General features: G+C 74.0%; 14 protein-coding genes. 5 read left to right on the top strand and 9 right to left on the bottom strand.

What is annotated here, in order from left to right:
* Positions 1-45 precede the first annotated feature (45 nt).
* On the top strand, positions 46-1,065 hold the full coding sequence (locus GA0074694_RS25565; protein ID WP_091462568.1) for a TerC/Alx family metal homeostasis membrane protein: 1,020 nt from the start codon (positions 46-48) through the stop codon (positions 1,063-1,065).
* Positions 1,066-1,112: 47 nt separating this feature from the next.
* On the opposite strand, the gene GA0074694_RS25560 is transcribed toward GA0074694_RS25565, so the two are convergent.
* The 4 genes from GA0074694_RS25560 to GA0074694_RS25545 all read right to left on the bottom strand — a co-directional run bounded on the left by GA0074694_RS25560 (position 1,113) and on the right by GA0074694_RS25545 (position 6,437).
* Positions 1,113-3,080 carry a bifunctional aldolase/short-chain dehydrogenase gene (locus GA0074694_RS25560; protein WP_091462567.1) on the bottom strand — a complete coding sequence of 656 codons (1,968 nt, stop codon included), beginning with the start codon at positions 3,078-3,080 and terminating at the stop codon, positions 1,113-1,115.
* Between the two features lie 136 nt (positions 3,081-3,216).
* Positions 3,217-4,230: an S-methyl-5-thioribose-1-phosphate isomerase gene (mtnA, locus tag GA0074694_RS25555; RefSeq protein ID WP_091462566.1), complete on the bottom strand. Its 1,014-nt coding sequence runs from the start codon at positions 4,228-4,230 to the stop codon at positions 3,217-3,219.
* A gap of 78 nt (positions 4,231-4,308) precedes the next feature.
* Positions 4,309-4,821, bottom strand: coding sequence for an SsrA-binding protein SmpB (gene smpB, locus GA0074694_RS25550; RefSeq protein WP_091462565.1), 513 nt, complete (start codon positions 4,819-4,821; stop codon positions 4,309-4,311).
* Positions 4,822-4,907: 86 nt separating this feature from the next.
* Positions 4,908-6,437 (bottom strand): glycosyltransferase family 2 protein, encoded by a 1,530-nt coding sequence (locus tag GA0074694_RS25545; RefSeq protein ID WP_281190322.1) that lies wholly within the window; start codon positions 6,435-6,437, stop codon positions 4,908-4,910.
* A gap of 294 nt (positions 6,438-6,731) precedes the next feature.
* Here GA0074694_RS25545 and GA0074694_RS25540 point away from each other — a divergent pair, with 294 nt between their 5' ends.
* A complete protein-coding gene (locus GA0074694_RS25540; protein WP_091462564.1) occupies positions 6,732-8,033 on the top strand; it encodes an NAD(P)/FAD-dependent oxidoreductase in 1,302 nt (433 codons plus the stop codon).
* 71 nt (positions 8,034-8,104) lie between these two features.
* Here GA0074694_RS25540 and GA0074694_RS25535 read toward each other — a convergent pair whose 3' ends face one another.
* The 3 genes from GA0074694_RS25535 to GA0074694_RS25525 form a co-directional block, all read right to left on the bottom strand.
* Entirely contained in the window at positions 8,105-9,157 is a 1,053-nt protein-coding gene (locus GA0074694_RS25535) for an AI-2E family transporter (protein WP_091462563.1), read from the bottom strand.
* Between the two features lie 43 nt (positions 9,158-9,200).
* The gene (locus GA0074694_RS25530) at positions 9,201-9,974 is read right to left on the bottom strand and encodes a spermidine synthase (RefSeq protein ID WP_091463990.1); all 774 of its coding nucleotides are present in this window, start codon (positions 9,972-9,974) and stop codon (positions 9,201-9,203) included.
* Positions 9,975-10,147: 173 nt separating this feature from the next.
* The gene (locus GA0074694_RS25525) at positions 10,148-11,122 is read right to left on the bottom strand and encodes a DUF2267 domain-containing protein (protein ID WP_091462562.1); all 975 of its coding nucleotides are present in this window, start codon (positions 11,120-11,122) and stop codon (positions 10,148-10,150) included.
* 198 nt (positions 11,123-11,320) lie between these two features.
* Between GA0074694_RS25525 and GA0074694_RS25520 the strand changes: the two genes are divergently transcribed.
* Positions 11,321-11,629 carry a hypothetical protein gene (locus GA0074694_RS25520; RefSeq protein ID WP_091462561.1) on the top strand — a complete coding sequence of 103 codons (309 nt, stop codon included), beginning with the start codon at positions 11,321-11,323 and terminating at the stop codon, positions 11,627-11,629.
* Between the two features lie 21 nt (positions 11,630-11,650).
* Here GA0074694_RS25520 and GA0074694_RS25515 read toward each other — a convergent pair whose 3' ends face one another.
* Entirely contained in the window at positions 11,651-12,022 is a 372-nt protein-coding gene (locus GA0074694_RS25515) for an STAS domain-containing protein (RefSeq protein ID WP_091463986.1), read from the bottom strand.
* Positions 12,023-12,073: 51 nt separating this feature from the next.
* The gene (locus tag GA0074694_RS25510; RefSeq protein WP_176738120.1) at positions 12,074-12,412 is read right to left on the bottom strand and encodes an STAS domain-containing protein; all 339 of its coding nucleotides are present in this window, start codon (positions 12,410-12,412) and stop codon (positions 12,074-12,076) included.
* A gap of 239 nt (positions 12,413-12,651) precedes the next feature.
* On the opposite strand from GA0074694_RS25510, the gene GA0074694_RS25505 reads away from it, so the two are divergent.
* Positions 12,652-14,442, top strand: coding sequence for a SpoIIE family protein phosphatase (locus GA0074694_RS25505; protein ID WP_091462560.1), 1,791 nt, complete (start codon positions 12,652-12,654; stop codon positions 14,440-14,442).
* The gene (locus GA0074694_RS25500; RefSeq protein WP_091462559.1) at positions 14,439-15,497 is read left to right on the top strand and encodes a cobalamin B12-binding domain-containing protein; all 1,059 of its coding nucleotides are present in this window, start codon (positions 14,439-14,441) and stop codon (positions 15,495-15,497) included. The genes GA0074694_RS25505 and GA0074694_RS25500 overlap by 4 nt, the downstream gene beginning before the upstream one ends.
* Positions 15,498-15,524 lie beyond the last annotated feature (27 nt).

Genomic DNA, 15,524 nt, shown 5'->3' with positions numbered 1-15,524 from the left:
GGGTGAAGGAGACCTCGAACATGGAATGGTGTTCGAGGAGGCTCCATGAGCGATTTCACGTACCTGTCCGCCGCCGGGCTGTCCTCGGTCGGTACGCCGACCCTCTGGGCGGTCACCATCGTCGGCGTCCTCGTCCTGCTGGTGCTCGACTTCATCGTCACCCGTCGTCCGCACGAGGTGACGATGAAGGAGGCGCTGGGCTGGTCGGCGTTCTACGTCGCCCTGCCGCTGGCCTTCGGCGGCTGGGTCTGGGCCCGGTACGGCTCGAAGCAGGGCGTCGAGTACCTGACCGGTTACCTGGTCGAGAAGTCGCTGTCGGTCGACAACCTCTTCGTCTTCATGCTCCTGCTGGCCGCCTTCGCGGTGCCGTCGGCGCTGGCCCAGCGGGTGCTGCTCTACGGCATCGCGGGCGCGCTGGTGCTGCGTGGCGTGTTCATCGCCCTCGGCGCGGCGGCCCTGCAGACCCTCGACTTCGCCTTCCTGCTCTTCGCGATCATCCTGCTCGCCACCGCGGTCAAGCTGCTGCGTGACGCGCTCTCCGGCCACGAGCAGGAGGTCGACATCGCCTCCATGCGCTCGGTGCGACTGCTCCGCAAGTTCATGCCGGTCACCGACGAGTACCACGGCCCCCACCTGACCGTCCGGCTGAAGAACGGCCGGCGGGCGCTCACCCCGATGGCCCTGGTCGTGGTCGCCGTCCTCGCCACCGACGTGGTCTTCGCCGTCGACTCGGTGCCCGCGGTGTACGGCATCACCGAGGACCCGTACCTGGTCTTCGCCACCAACGCCTTCGCCCTGCTCGGGCTCCGGGCGCTCTACTTCGTGCTCCACGCGGCGCTCGCCCGGCTGGTGCACCTCAGCTACGGCCTGGCGGTCATCCTCGCCTTCATCGGCGTCAAGCTCGGCCTGCACTGGGCGCACGGCATCTGGTCGGGGGCGCCGGAGATCCCGACGCTCGCCTCGCTCGGCGTGATCATCGGCGTGCTGGTGATCGTCACGCTGACCAGCCTGCGGGCCACCCGCAGGGCCGAGCCGGGCCACCGGGAGGTCATCGAGCGGCGGTGACCGCCATCCGGAGCGGGCGGTGTCCCGCCCACTCCGGTGACCCGCCGTCAGATCACCCGCTCGTTCCCACCGTCGACGGGGATCTGCGCCCCGGTGGTGGCCGCGAACGTCTCGCCGCACAGGGCGGCGGTCAGGTCGGCCACCCGGGCGCTGGTGATCTCCGTACCGAGCAGGTTGCGTCGTTTGTACTGCTCCACGGTCAGCCCGTAGTGCGCCGCCCGTGCGGCGAGCACCTCCGGGGTCCACAGCCCGGTGTCGAAGACCGCGTCGGGGTGCACGACGTTCACCCGGATGCCGTCGGACGCCCACTCCAGCGCGGCCACCCGGGCCACCTGCACCACCGCCGCCTTGGAGGCGGAGTAGGAGACCGCGCCGGGCCCGGGGGCCACGGCGTTGCGTGAGGCGACCACGACGACGCGGCCACCCCGGGGCGCCAGCGCCAGCAGTGGGTGGGTCCGGGAGAAGAGGTACGCGACCGACTCCGTGTTCACCGCCATGGTCCGCTGCCACGCCTGGAGGTCCAGCCCGGCGATCTCCTGGCTGGCCGGGAAGATCCCGGCGGCGGCGACCACGATGTCCACCCCGCCGAAGCGCTCCACCGCGGTGTCGAGCGCGGCGTCCACCGCGGCCCGGTCGGTGACGTCGACCTGGATACCGAGGCGGGCCACCCCAGCGGGCTCGGTGACCGACGGGTCGCGATCCAGGGCGACCACGCACGCCCCGCGCGCCTGGAGCGCCTCGGCGCAGGCCCGGCCGATGCCCGAGGCGGCCCCGGTCACCACCGCCACCTCGCCGGCGAACTCCGGCACCGGGCCGCCGCGCCGCAGCTTCGCCTGCTCCAGTTCCCAGTACTCGACGTCGAAGATGTCGCCGGCCGGCAGCGCCTGGTAGCCGCCGATCGCCTCGGCCGCGGAGATGACGTCGACGGTGTGCCGGTAGATGTCCTGCGCCATCCGGGCGTCGACCGCCCGCCGGCCGGCGGTGAGCAGCCCCAGCTCGGGGTCGAGGACCACCCGGGGCGCGGGGTCGAGCACGGTCAGCGCCGCACGGGCCCGCTCCCGGTGCTCGTCGACGTACCGGCGGTACTCCTCGGCGTACCCGGCCACGTCGGCGCCGACCAGCGGTACCCGCTTGGTCCGCACCACGTGGTCCGGGGTGACCGGGCCACGGGTGGCGACCCTCGCCAGGTCGGGACGCGCGAGGAACGCGCGGACCGTCGGGTCGTCGTACCGGCTGAGCACCATCGGGGTCCCCGCCACCGTGGAGATCTCCCGGCGCAGCCGGGCCAGCCGGACCCGGTCGACCGGGGGAGAGCCGGCCGACGCGACGGCCCGGGGCGGGGCGGTCCGGCGGGCCAGCCGTTCCTCGGCCCGCCCGACCAGCTCGATGTGCCGGTGGTACGCCTCCTCGGCGTCCGCGCCGAAGGTGAACAGGCCGTGGTTGAGCAGGACCATGCCGACGGTCCCGGGGTGGACCTGCGCCGGGAAGAGTTCCGCGCAGAGCCGGGCGAGGTCGAAACCGGGCATCACGTACGGGACGACGACCACGCTGTCGCCGTAGACCTCCTCGACGAGCCGGCGGCCCTCGGGCTGGTTGGTCAGGGCGAGCACCGCGTCGGCGTGGCTGTGCAGCACCGCCGGGTGCGGCAGCAGGGCGTGCAGCAGCGACTCGACGCTCGGGTCCGGGGCGGTCGCGTCGAGACGCGCGCAGCGCAGCTCGTTCATCATCTCGGTGTCGCGCAGCCGCTCCAGCCGCAGCAGTGCCCGCAGCCGGGCCAGCCGCAGCGCGGTGAAGCCGGAGGCGTCCATGGTGGCGAGGTCGGAGCCACTGCCCTTGACGTGGAGCACCTCCACCGGCTCCCCGGTGAGGTCGGTGACCGTGGTCTTGACCGAGGTGTTGCCTCCGCCGTGCAGCACCAGACCGGTGTCGGCACCGAGCAGCTGGGAGGCGTACACGAGCTGCGCGACCGGGTCGGACCGGTCCGGGGCGTCGGCGGCGGACCAGCGGTTGAGCATGGGCGGTGGCTCCTCGCGGGACGGGGTCGGATTGGCCGGTGCAGCCGGTCGACAAAGGTGGGGCCGGCGGCCGGGTCCCGCCCGGTCGGACGGGAACCGGGCGGGCCGGTGCCGGTCGGCGGGGTGGAACGTCCGGTCAGGGCCGCTCGGTCGGGTCGTCGGGACGGCCCCCGGCGGCCGGCAGGATGACCCGGCGCTCGGTGACGATCGCGGTGACCAGGTCGGCCGGGGTCACGTCGAAGGCGTAGTTGAGCGTCTCGGTGCCCCGGGGGGCCAGCGCCGCCGCGCCGAGAGCGGTGATCTCCTCGGGGGCGCGCACCTCGATGGTGACGTCGCGGCCGGAGGGCGTGGCGAGGTCCACCGTCGACTCCGGGGCGGCCACCACCATCGGCACTCCGGCCCGGGCCGCCGCCAGGGCCAGCGGGTACGTCCCGACCTTGTTGATCACGTCTCCGTTGGCGGTGATCCGGTCCGCGCCGACCACCACCGCGTCGACCAGCCCCTGGGCCAGCACGGACGCGGCGGCGGAGTCCACCACCAGGGTGTGCGGCGCGCCGATCTGCGCCAGCTCCCACACGGTCAGGCGTGCCCCCTGGAGCAGGGGGCGGGTCTCCGAGGCGTAGACGTGGCCCAGCGCGCCGTGCTGCTGGAGGGAACGCACCACGCCCAGCGCGGTGCCCCACTCGACGGTGGCCAGCGCTCCGGCGTTGCAGTGGGTCTGCACCGCCACCGTCGGCCCGACCGTCTCGACCAGCCAGCGGGCACCCCGCTCGCTGAGTTCCCGGCAGCAGCGGGCGTCCTCCTCCAGCACGGCCAGCGCCTCGGTCAGCGCGGCCTCCGTGCCGTCGGCGTCCAGTCGCGCGCGCACCCGGTCCACACCCCAGGCGAGGTTGACCGCGGTGGGACGGGCCGCCCGGACCGCGTCGACGGCCCGGTGCAGTTCGGCCGGGTCGTCACCGTGGAGGCGGGCGGCCAGGGCCACCCCCAGCGCCCCGGCGACGCCGATCGCCGGTGCCCCCCGGATCGCCAGCGACCGGATTGCGGCGACCAGCGCCTCGATGGTCTCGATCTCCAGGAACTCGACCTCGTGCGGCAGTCGGGTCTGGTCGATCGCGACGATCCGCCCGTCCCGCCAGTCGATGGTCCGCATCCGCGCTCCTCACTGCTGGTGCCCAAATCTACGGCGGGAACCCATTCCAGATCAACGTGTCGACGTGCGGCGGCATGGTCACCGACGGGGTTCGGTTCGGCCCCGGCCCCGGCCCTTGAGGTGCCGGCCCAGCTCGCGGGCGATCTCCCGGTTGGCGTCCCGCTCGGCCAGCGCCTGGCGCTTGTCGTACGACTTCTTCCCACGTGCCAGGGCCAGTTCGACCTTCGCCCAGCCGTTCTCGAAGTACATCGACAGCGGCACGAGGGTCGACCCGCCGTCGCGGAGCCTCTCCAGGATCCGGGCGATCTCCACCCGGTGCAGCAGCAGCTTGCGGGTGCGCCGGGGCGCGTGGTTGGTCCACGAGCCGAAGCCGTACTCGGCGATGTGCAGCCCGTACAGCAGGATCTCGCCGTCGCGTTCCTGGGCGAACGCGTCGACCAGCGACGCCCGCCCGGCCCGCAGCGACTTGACCTCCGTGCCGACCAGCACGATGCCCGCCTCGTACGTCTTGAGGATCGCGTAGTCGTGGCGCGCCTTCCTGTTGGACGCGATGAGCGTGCGTCCCTGCTCCCTGGCCGTGGTCGCCTCCACCGTCGGTGAACTCCACTGTCCGGGCCCGACGGTACCGCCCGACCCGGCACGCGGCCCAGCCCGGCCAGCCCACCGGGCCGTCCCGCTCAGCGTCCCCCGCGGCGCAACCGGGCGGCCAGCCGGGCCGCGGTCACCGGCACCACCGCCAGCACCAGGTGCCCGGTCCGGGCGTCGAGGCTGGTGGTGACCGCGTACAGCCGGGTGCCGTGCCGGCGGATCCGGGGGCGTGCCGGGGCCAGCCCGGGAGCGCGCAGCGCGGCGGTACCCCGACCGTCCGTCCCGTCGACCTCGACCCGCAGCGGGTGGCGCTGCCCGGTCGTGGCGCTGCCGGCGAGCAGCCGGTCCACCGGGAAGCGGACCCGCACCAGGCTGCCCCGCGCGTCGGGCGACACGTCGAGGGTGTCGCCGGGGATCTGGCCGGCGCGCACGCGGATCGGCCCGCCGACGAGTCGGCCCAGGTCGGGGTGAGGGCTGCGGGCGGTGACGGTCAGGCTGCGGTTGCCCTCCCAGCGCACCGCGACCGCGTCCAGGCGGGCCAGCCAGTCGGCGCGGACCCCGGTCACGTCGGTCCAGGCGGGCAGCCCTACCCCGGGGTAGCCGGCGTGCCAGCGGTTCCCGGCCATGACGGTCGGCGGGACACCCCGCTCGGCGTCCTGCGTGATCACGGTGAGCAGGTCGTCCAACCCGCCCCCGGCGACGGCGGAGAGCCGTAGCCGGGTCTCGATGTCGAGCGCGTCGCGCAGGTCGTCGGTGAGGTAACGGTCCACCAGCCGCCGGACCACCCCGTACACCCGCTCCCGGGTCGGGTCGTCCAACCGGGGCAGGTCGTCGCCGACCAGGTGGGCCACCTCCAGGCCGAAGTGCCGGCGCAGCACCGCGTCGCGCTGCTTGCCCGCCGGGATCAGCTCGGCCACCCGGTCGACCAGCAGTTCCACGCAGCGCAACCGTTGCTCCAGCCGGCTGCGGTAGGTGATGTTGCGGGCGTCCAGCCGGCGTACCGCGTGGTAGTAGTCGTAGTCGGCCAGCACCGAGACGCGCCGGGCGCGGTAGCAGGCCTCCAGCGTGAACGGCTGATCGCTGAGGATCGGCATGTCCTCGTGGAAGCGCAGGTGGTGGCGTTCGACCAGGTCCCGGCGGAACAGCTTGATGTTCGCCAGCGACCAGGGCAGCGCCGAGTCGAACAGGTCGACGTCGACCCGGCTCTCGGCGAAGATCTCCTGGAACATGTGCCGGCTGTTGACCCCCACCGCCCGGCCCGCCACCACGTCCGAGGTGTACCGGTCGGCACCCGCGACCAGGCGTTCCAGGGCCTCCGGGCCGAGCCGGTCGTCGGAGCCGACGAAGAACACGTACCGTCCGGTGGCCAGTTCCAGACCCCGGTTGCAGGGGTTGGCCGGGCCGCCCGAGTTGGCCTGGTGCCGCACCCGCACGGTGTCCGGGTACCGCGCGGCGAGCTGGTCCAGCAGCCGCCCGCCGCCGTCGGTGGAGCCGTCGTCGACCGCGATGATCTCCATCCGCTGGTGGCCGATCGTCTGACCGAGCAGCGACGCCAGGCACGCCCGCAGGTACGGCATGGTGTCGTAGACCGGGACGACGACGCTGACGTCGGGTTGCACGGTGCCCTCCTTCTGGCGCCGGGGCGGTCGACGACCGCCCCGGATACGGGCAGTGGACGTGCGCCGGACGCCCCGACGTGGCCCGAATCCAGCTTCCCGCAGGTCAGGCGGCTCAGTGTGCGGTTCATCCGGTCGGGCGGAACCGCTGTCGGCGCCGTGGCCGCGCCCTGCGGTGACGACGATGACCGGTGTCGCTGTCCACCGGGCGACGGGCCGGTGACCGGCAGCCGACGGTCCGGTGGCGACGGCGACCTGCCAGGTTTGTCCGCCTCGACGGCGGGAAGGGCAGCGGACATGACGAAACCTCGTGTGGTGATCGTGGGAGCCGGGTTCGCCGGTTACCACGCGGCGAAGACCCTGTCCCGGCTCGCCCGGGGCCGGGCCGAGATCGTGGTGCTGAACTCCACGGACTACTTCCTCTACCTCCCGCTGCTGCCCGAGGTGGCCGCCGGGGTGGTGGAGCCGAGGCGGGTCTCGGTGCCGCTCAACGGCACTCTCGACGGGGTCCGCGTGATCATCGGCGAGGCCGACCAGGTGGACCTGCACAACCGCTGGGTCGGCTTCACCCAGCCCGAGGGGGACCGGGGGCAGCTGGCCTACGACCGCCTGGTGCTCGCCGTCGGCAGCGTCAACAAGCTGCTGCCGATCCCCGGCGTGACCGAGTACGCGCACGGCTTCCGGGGCCTGCCGGAGGCGCTCTTCCTGCACGACCACGTGGTCCGCCAGATCGAACTGGCCGAGCAGGCCGCCGACCCGGCCGAGCAGCAGAGCCGCGCCACCTTCGTCGTGGTCGGGGCCGGCTACACCGGCACCGAGGTCGCCGCGCACGGCCAGCTCTTCACCGACCAACTCGCCGCCACGCGGGCCGGGCTGACCGTCCGTCCCCGCTGGCTGCTGCTGGACGTCGCCGACCGGGTCCTGCCCGAGCTGGATCAGCGGATGTCCGACACCGCCCAGCGGGTGCTCACCCGGCGCGGTGTCGACGTGCGGATGGGCACCTCGGTGGCCGAGGCCACCGCCGACGGGGTGCGGCTCACCGACGGCGACTACGTACCCACCTGCACGCTGGTCTGGTGCGTCGGCGTCCGGCCGGACCCCTTCGTCGCCGACCTGGGGCTGCGCACCGAGAAGGGCCGGCTGGTGGTCGACGAGTACCTCGGCGTCCCCGGGTTCCCCGAGGTCTACGCGTGCGGTGACGCCGCTGCCGTACCGGACCTGACCCGGCCCGGCGGCATCTGCGCGATGACCGCGCAGCACGCCCAGCGGCAGGGCAAACTGGTCGCCCACAACATCGCCGCCTCGTACGGGCAGGGACGGCGCAAGCCGTACAAGCACCACGACCTGGGCTGGGTGGTCGACCTGGGGGGCTGGGACGCGGCGGCGAACCCGCTCAAGGTGTCCCTGTCCGGGCCGCCGGCGAAGGCGGTCACCCGGGGATACCACCTGTTCGCCATGCCCGGCAACCGGGCCCGGATCGGCGCCGACTGGATGCTCGACGCCGCCCTGCCCCGTCCCGCCGTGCAACTCGGCCTGGTGCCGGCGAACGCCGTGCCGCTGGAGAGTTCGTCACCCGAGGTGGCGCTCCGGCGTCCGTGAGCCGGGTGGGCGCACCGCGCTCTCGTCGACGGGCGGCGGCGCCCCGCTGTGGGCGCCGCCGCGCCGCCTGCTCACCTCCTCCCTCGGTGGAGCAGCCGGGGAAGGTCGGCTGTCCGGAGCAGGACCTGGAGGATCCCGGCCGCCGGGATCGCCAGCAGCGCACCGACCAGGCCGGCGAGCTCGGCCGCGAGCAGCACGCTGACCAGCACCGTCAGCGGGTTCAGCCGGACCGCCCGGCTCATGACCACCGGTTGCAGCAGATGGTTCTCCACCTGCTGGTAGAGCACGAAGAAGACCACCGTGACGATGCCGGCGGTGGGGGAGTGCATGAACGCCGCCCCGGCGGCTACCACCGCGCCTATCGTCGCCCCCACCAACGGCACCAGGTCCGCGACCGCGACCACCAGGGCGATCACGGCGGCGAACGGGACGCCCAGCGCGGCCAGGACGACGAAGCTCAGGCCGCCACAGACAAGACTGATCACCAGGTTCCCGGTGACGTAGCCGGTGACCGTACGGGCGCACTCCCGGCCGACGAGACACCACCGGGCGCCGACCCGGTCCCCGGTCAGGGCGAGCAGCGCGGTACCCATCCGGGGCGACTCCAGCACCATCAGGTACGCCAGCACCCCCACGGTGATCGTCCCGACCACCGCCTCCAGCGCCCCGCGCACCAGGCCCAGGGCCGGTTGCCGTAACCGGTCGCCGTACTCCTGGAGCTGCTCGCCGTGGGTTTCGGCGTACCGGCGCAGTCCGATCCGGTCCACCAGCTCACTGAGCCGCCCCCGTCCCGCGCGGATGTCCCGGACGAACTCCGGTGTTCGCTCGACGAACCGGGCCACCTCGTCCACCAGCGGCACCACGATCAGCGCTCCGACGCCGGCGATCAGCGCGAATGCCGCGAGGAACACCAGCAGCGTGGCAACCGTCCGTCGTCGGACGAACCGACGTTGCAGGTGGTCCACCGCCGGCTTCAGGGCAGCGGCGAGGAAAGCGGCCAGCAGGATCCAGACCAGTACCCGGCGGACGGCCCAGAGCAGCGCCAGCCCGAGCAGAGTGGCCAGCACCAGACCGAGGACGATGGCCACCCGGCGGACGGTGAGCCGGTCGTCCGGGCTGCTCATCCGGCGCGGCTACCCGATCCGGGCGCAGGGAAACGACCGACGCTCAGCCCGCGTCGGTGGCCGGTGCCGCGCCGGCCACGAAGGCGGCCAGCTCCGGGCCGTGCCGCACCGTGCCGGGCAGCGGATCCCGGGCCACCCGGGCGGCGAGCCGGCGTACCGGGAGGCGGCCGGGCCGCGCGGCGGCGGCGAGCACGACGTTGCCGTACCGCCGGCCGCTGAGCATCCGTCGGGCGGCGACCAGGCAGACCTCGGCGAAGACCGTGCCGAGCGTGGCCGCCTGCACCCGGGAGAAGACCAGCGGTGGCAGGTCGGTCAGGTTGACCAGGTAGATCCCGTCCGGGTGCAGGGCACGGGCCACCTCGGCGACGAACTCGACGGTGCATACGTGCGCCGGCATCCGGGCCCCGGAGTAGACGTCGGCGAGCACCACGTCGTACCCGCCGGCCGGTTGCCCGGCTAGGGCGCCCCGCGCGTCGCCGACCTCGGTCCGGACCCCCGGTGGCGGGGGCAGCTCCCGTACGACCAGGTCGAGCAGGGTCGGATCCCGCTCCACCACCAGCTGCGGCGACCCGGGCCGGGTGGCGGCCAGGTAGCGGGGCAGGGTCAGTGCGCCGCCGCCGAGGTGCAGCGCCCGCAGCGGTACGCCGGACGGGGCCGCGAGGTCGAGCACGGCCGCCATCCGCCGCACGTACTCGAACCGCAGGTGGGTCGGGTCGGCGACGTCGACGTACGACTGCTCGACGCCCGCCGCGAGCAGGGTGCGCCCGGTCCGGCGGGTCGGGTCCACCACCAGTACCGGTCCGTCGCCCCCGTCCACGACGGGCACGGTAGCCGACCCGACGGGGCGGGCCGACGTCCGGGCGGTGCCGGTCCGTCCACCGACGGCCGCCCGGTGACGGCCGGCGGCGCACACCCCGTGGGCGGAGCGACCGCTCCGCCCACCCACGGGCGGGACGGTTCGACCGGCTGCTCCGGCCGAAGGGGGACGGCTCAACCGGCCATGCCCGCGCCCGCCTCCTCGATCGCGTCGTCGACCCGGTGGGCCAGGTCGACGACGCGCGCGGTGACCGCGTCCGTCTGCCGGCTCCGCACGGTGAGCACCGCGCTGGAGCTGGTCTCCCGGGCGATCGTCGGCCCCCGCCCGGTGTCGCGGCGCAGCTGGTCGATCCGGTCGAGGACCCGGTCCAGGTTCGACGGGGGCAGCGCGATGCTCCGCGACAGCGCCGGGCCCCGCGCCGACCAGTAGGGCAGGTCGGCCAGGGCGGCACGCAGTTCGTCCGCGGTCAGCGGCGCGTCCGCCCCGGTGGTCCCGACCAGGCCGCCCCCGGCCGCAGGCGGTTCGAGCAGGTCACGAAGCCCTTCCGGTACGCCCAACGACGCCACCAGACGTCCGTCCCGAGCGGCCAGCGCGGCCATGGTCGCCTCGGCCTGGTAACGGGCCTGTTCCGGGGTCCGGCCACTGATCCGGGCCACCTCGGTCAGGAAGCCCGGCAGGTCGCGGTGCGGTTCGACCCCGTCGATCGGGGTCACGTCGTGCAGCGACACCGGTACCGCACGCAGCAGTCGTTGCCGGTCCGCCTCCGCCAGGGCCCGGGCCAGCACCAGCACGGTCGCCTCCGCGCCGACCTTGGCCTCGCGGAAGTCCACCCCGGTCCGGCGACTGACGTCGCCCACCAGTTCCCGGTACCCCAGACCGATGGCTCCGGGTGTGCCCGGACCCGGACGGGGCGCCGGCCGCGCGGCGGGTGGGCGACCGGCCGACGGCGGCATCGGACCGCCCCGGCTGCTGTCCGGTTTGTGGACGCCGGCCGGCGGTGGACCCGCCCGCTTGCCCCGGTCGAGGTGGGTGAGCTGCTTGGAGGCGCCGAGGGTGGCGGCGTCGCTGCTGGGCTGCCGGCCGCGTTCCCGGGCCTGCCGGGCGAGGACCCGGCGCCGCTGGTTGTCCCCCTCCATCTGCTTCCTCATCCGCTGACCTCACTTCCTGTGTCGGCTCGCTCCCGGCGGCTTCCCGGCCCCGCGCGACCCGAAACCGGGCCGGCGGCCGGCGGCGGGCCGTCGTTCGCCGGGTTCATCTCGCCGGGGTGACGGGCGCTCACCCCGCCGGGGCGCACGATCAGGAGCGGACCGTGAGAACTTCCGAGGTACGCGGAAGGGAAGGTCGTCATGAAGCGAATCGTCGAGATCGTCCCCGCGCGACCCGGGTGGTACGCCCGCTGGCAACTCGCCCCGGACGCCACCCGTTGCTATCCGGTGACCGTCTGGGCGCTGCTCGAGGAGGCCGACGGCGCCGGTCGTGAGGTGATCGGCGTCGACTGCGCGGGGCAGTGGCCGGGGGCGGAGGACAACGAGGCGGGTGCGACGTTCGTCCGCTATCTCTTCCAGGCTCCCGAGGCCGGACGACCGGACGACCTCCTGCCCGAGCCCGAGGGGCGGCGCCTCCCGGTCGCGTCGCAGGCCGTCACCGTGGGTTGACCCGGATCCGGTCGGGGTCGGTCAGCCGACCTCGCGGACCTGGCCGTCGGGACCGAGGCCCGCCCTCTCGTCCTCGTCGGGGCGCGAACCGGCCAGCAGTTCGGCGAGACCCGTCCGGGTCAGTAGGTGCTGGACCTGCCGGTTCATGCCGGTGAGTCGGACCGTCCACGCCGTGTCGCGGTAGAGCACGACGATGGCGCTCAGCCCGGAGGAGTCGCAGAGCGTGACGTGGGTCAGGTCGACGGTGAGCTCGTCGTGCCCCTCGGCCCGGACCTGGTTGGCCGCCCAGATCAGCTCCGGCGCGGTGTCGAAGTCGAGTTCGCCGGTCAGCCGCAGCACTGCGTGCCGGGCTGCGGCCCGGCTGACCTCGATAGTCAACAGCTGGCGTGGCATCTGCACCATGTTCCCAGGTGGTGTCGGCCGGGAAACCCCGGGGGGCCCAGGTCAGGCCGGTGCGGTGGGCCGTTCGCACTCGTCCTCGTGGGCCGTCCGGGCCAGCAGTCCGCTGACCCCGGTGATGTCGAGGATGGTCTCCAGGAACCGGGGGATGGCGCGGAGCCGGATGACGGTGCCGTTCTGGCGCCCCTCACGCCACGCGTGCACGATCACCGCGAGTCCGGTGCTGTCGATGAAGAGCAGGCCACCGAAGTCCAGCACGATGGTGGGTGGACGGGCGGCCAGCAGGTGGTCGAGGGCGGTGCGCAGCGGCAGGGCGGTGGTGAAGTCCAGGTCGCCCGCGACGGTGACCAGCGGCGCCATGGAGTCGGAGTCGTCGATCGACATCGTCAGTGGTGTCGATTCGGGTTTCCTCCGCTGGGGCACCGGTACCACGCCTCTCCGCAGGGCTGCCGGTCAGGCAGTTTCTCGGAATCGTAACAACCCCCGGAGTCTTCCGCGCGGTACGCCGACACCGCCTACGGGTGGCGTTACCGGTATACCGGCGTAGGCTGGGGCGAAGAGATTGGATCACACATGCCGTGGCCGGCGGAGCGAGGGTGTCGAGAAGGAGTGGGGCCTAGCTGGTGACTGCTGCCGACGTCAGGGACTGCGACCCGGGCGACGGACGGATCTCCACGCCGGGTGCCGCACGGACTCCGGCATGGGCCGCCGACGTCTCGCACCGCCCTGCGCAGCCCCTGCCCTCCCTGGATCCGGACCGCGCGGCCACCGAGCCCGACTGGTCCGAGGTCGTCGAACACTTCCGTGAGGGTTTCGTCGTCTGTGACCCCGCCGGGGTGGTGCGCCACCTCAGCCCGGTCGCCGAGCGGCTGCTTCCCGAGGTGACCGTCGGTGAGGTGCTGGCCGCGGCCGGGGTGGCGGCGTTCGCCGCCGCCGACGATCCGGTCGAGTTCACCCACCACGACCGGCGGTTGCGGGTCCGTCAGGTGCCGCTCACCGGCGGCCGCTGCTGCCGGTACGTCGAGGACGTCACCGAAAGTGTCAGCCGGGCGGACGCCCTGCTGGCCGAACGGGCCCGGTCGGCGTTCCTCGCCACCGCCGGCGAGAAGCTCGGTAACCCGCTGCACCCTGACCGGGCGGCGGCGGCCACCGTCCGGCTCGCCGTACCCACCCTGGGTGACGTGGCGGTGCTGGTTCTCGCGCCACGTGCCGGTCGGATCCGCTGGTGGCGGGCCGCCCGCACGGACGAGGACGTGCCCGCGGTGGACAGCGGCGTCCTCGGCGCCGCCGAACTGCCGCCCGCGATCGACGAGGGACTCGCCGGGGTAGAGCCGCACACGGTCGACTGGCTCGTCGAACAGGCGGCCGAGGCCGGCTGGCTGCCGGGGCTGGCGGTGCCGGACGTCTGCGCCCGGCTGGTGCCGCTGCCCGGCCGGGGCACGCCGACGGGCGTGCTGCTCGTCGCCCGCCGGGCGACCCGCTCCTACGACGAGGCCGACGTGGACCTGGTCCGCGCCTTCGCCTCCCGGGCCGGTGCGGCACTGACCTCGGCGGTGCTCTACCGCGACCAGGCCGAGGTGGCCGACACCCTCCAGGCGAGCCTGCTGCCGGTCGAACCGATCGAGGCGACCGGGGTGCAGTGGGGTACCGCCTACCGCCCGGCCCAGGCCGGACTCCGTATCGGCGGGGACTTCTACGGCGCCCACCGGCTGCCCGACGGAGGTTGCCTGTTCTATCTCGGTGACGTCTCCGGAAAGGGTGTGGAGGCGGCCGTCTTCACCGGTCAGCTCCGCCAGTGCCTCCAGGCGTTGCACCGGGTGGAGTTCCAGCCCGCCCGGTTGCTGCGGCTGCTCAACGACGCGCTGCTGGAAACCACCCTCGCCAACGGTCAGGGCCGGTTCGCCACCATGGTGCTCGGGGTGGTCCGGCCGCTGCGCGACGGGGGTCTGTCGCTCACCATGGCCGGCGGCGGCCACCTGCCGCCGCTGCTGCTGCGCGCCTCCGGTGAGGTGGAGCCGGTCGCCCTCAGCGGCATGCTGATCGGCGTGGTGCCCGACCCCCGGATCGGCGAGGTGACGGTCCGGCTCGCTCCCGGCGAGACCTGCCTGCTCTACAGCGACGGTGTCACCGAGGCCCGGGGCGGTCGGCGGGGCGACGAGCTGTTCGGCGTGGACCGGCTGGTGCACGCCATCACCGGGTGCCAGCGGATGCCGGCGCCCGCGCTGGCCGAACGGATCGAGCAGGTCACCGGGGACTGGCTCGCCCATGGCGACCACGACGACATCGCGGTGCTGGCGATGCGGGCGCTCGGCGCCACCCGTGTCTCCCGGCACCTGCACGCCGTGCCCGACCCGGCCGGCACCGCTGCCGTCCCGCAGCCGGTCGGCTCGGGACACCGACACCCGAGGACGTGACGATCGTGACCAGCGCCGCCGCCCGCGCCGACCTGACCGCCGGCTACCCGGCGTACCTCCACTGTCTGGAGGGCGCCGACGAGTACGCGGCGGTGGACGTGGCGATGGACCTGCTCGCCGACGGGGTGCCCGCCGAGCGGATCATGCTCGACCTGGTCGCTCCGGCCCAGGCGGAGGTGGGGGAGCGCTGGGCGCGCAACGAGTGGAGCGTGGCGCAGGAACACGCCGCGACGCACATCAGTGAGCGAGTGGTCGCCGCGGTCTCCTCGTCGGCCAGCCCCCGCCCGGTCCACGGCCACGTCGTGGTGGCCTGCATGGACGGGGAGTGGCACGGCCTGCCGGCCCGGCTGGTGGCCGAGGTCCTGCGACTGCGCGGCTGGCAGGTCACCTTCCTCGGCGCGAGCGTGCCCGCCGCGCACCTGGTGGCGTACCTCCAGCGGTACGACGCGCACGCGGTCGCCCTGGCCTGTGCGCTGCCGATGCGGCTCCCGTACGCGCACCGCATGATCGAGACCTGCCGCCGCGCCGACGTGCCGGTGCTGGTCGGCGGTCGCGGCTTCGGGGCGGGCGGGCGGTGGGCCCGGCGGCTGGGAGTGGCGTGGGCGCCCGACGCCCCGGCAGCCGCGGCGCTCGTCGCCGACGAGCGCGCACTGCGGCGGGTGCCCGCCGCCGACCTGGCACACCTGGCCGACGACGAGTACGCCGGCCTGCTGCGGCGGCGCGCCGAGCTGATCGACTCGGCCCTGTCCCACCTGCGGGACCGGTTTCCGCAGATGGCCGACTACACCGCCGTCCAGCTCGACTCCACCATCAGCGACCTCGGCTACATCGTCGACTTCCTCGCCGCCGCGGTCTACGTCGACGACGGCGACCTCTTCACCGAGTTCGTCGACTGGCTGGCCATGATCCTCACCAGCCGGGGCGTTCCGGCCGCCTCGGTGGAGCTGACGCTGGCCTATTTCCAGCAGTCGCTGCGGGACTTTCCCCGGGCGGGCCGGTTTCTCGACGCGGGACGTGCCGTGGCGGCCGCCTCCCCGGCGGTCAGCCGACCCTGAAACGTCGGTGGCGTCGCGCTCCCCGGA

The sequence above is a fragment of the Micromonospora inyonensis genome (genome assembly GCF_900091415.1).
Classification (GTDB): domain Bacteria; phylum Actinomycetota; class Actinomycetes; order Mycobacteriales; family Micromonosporaceae; genus Micromonospora; species Micromonospora inyonensis.
Note: the sequence above shows the minus strand (reverse complement) of the source record. Positions and strands in the feature narration are given on the sequence as shown.

Coding starts and splice junctions, on each gene's coding strand:
- GA0074694_RS25565 (WP_091462568.1), top strand. CDS start 46: ATGAGCGATTTCACGTACCTGTCCGCCGCCGGGCTGTCCTCGGTCGGT.
- GA0074694_RS25560 (WP_091462567.1), bottom strand. CDS start 3,080: ATGCTCAACCGCTGGTCCGCCGCCGACGCCCCGGACCGGTCCGACCCG.
- mtnA (WP_091462566.1), bottom strand. CDS start 4,230: ATGCGGACCATCGACTGGCGGGACGGGCGGATCGTCGCGATCGACCAG.
- GA0074694_RS25540 (WP_091462564.1), top strand. CDS start 6,732: ATGACGAAACCTCGTGTGGTGATCGTGGGAGCCGGGTTCGCCGGTTAC.
- GA0074694_RS25535 (WP_091462563.1), bottom strand. CDS start 9,157: ATGAGCAGCCCGGACGACCGGCTCACCGTCCGCCGGGTGGCCATCGTC.
- GA0074694_RS25525 (WP_091462562.1), bottom strand. CDS start 11,122: ATGAGGAAGCAGATGGAGGGGGACAACCAGCGGCGCCGGGTCCTCGCC.
- GA0074694_RS25520 (WP_091462561.1), top strand. CDS start 11,321: ATGAAGCGAATCGTCGAGATCGTCCCCGCGCGACCCGGGTGGTACGCC.
- GA0074694_RS25515 (WP_091463986.1), bottom strand. CDS start 12,022: ATGCCACGCCAGCTGTTGACTATCGAGGTCAGCCGGGCCGCAGCCCGG.
- GA0074694_RS25510 (WP_176738120.1), bottom strand. CDS start 12,412: ATGTCGATCGACGACTCCGACTCCATGGCGCCGCTGGTCACCGTCGCG.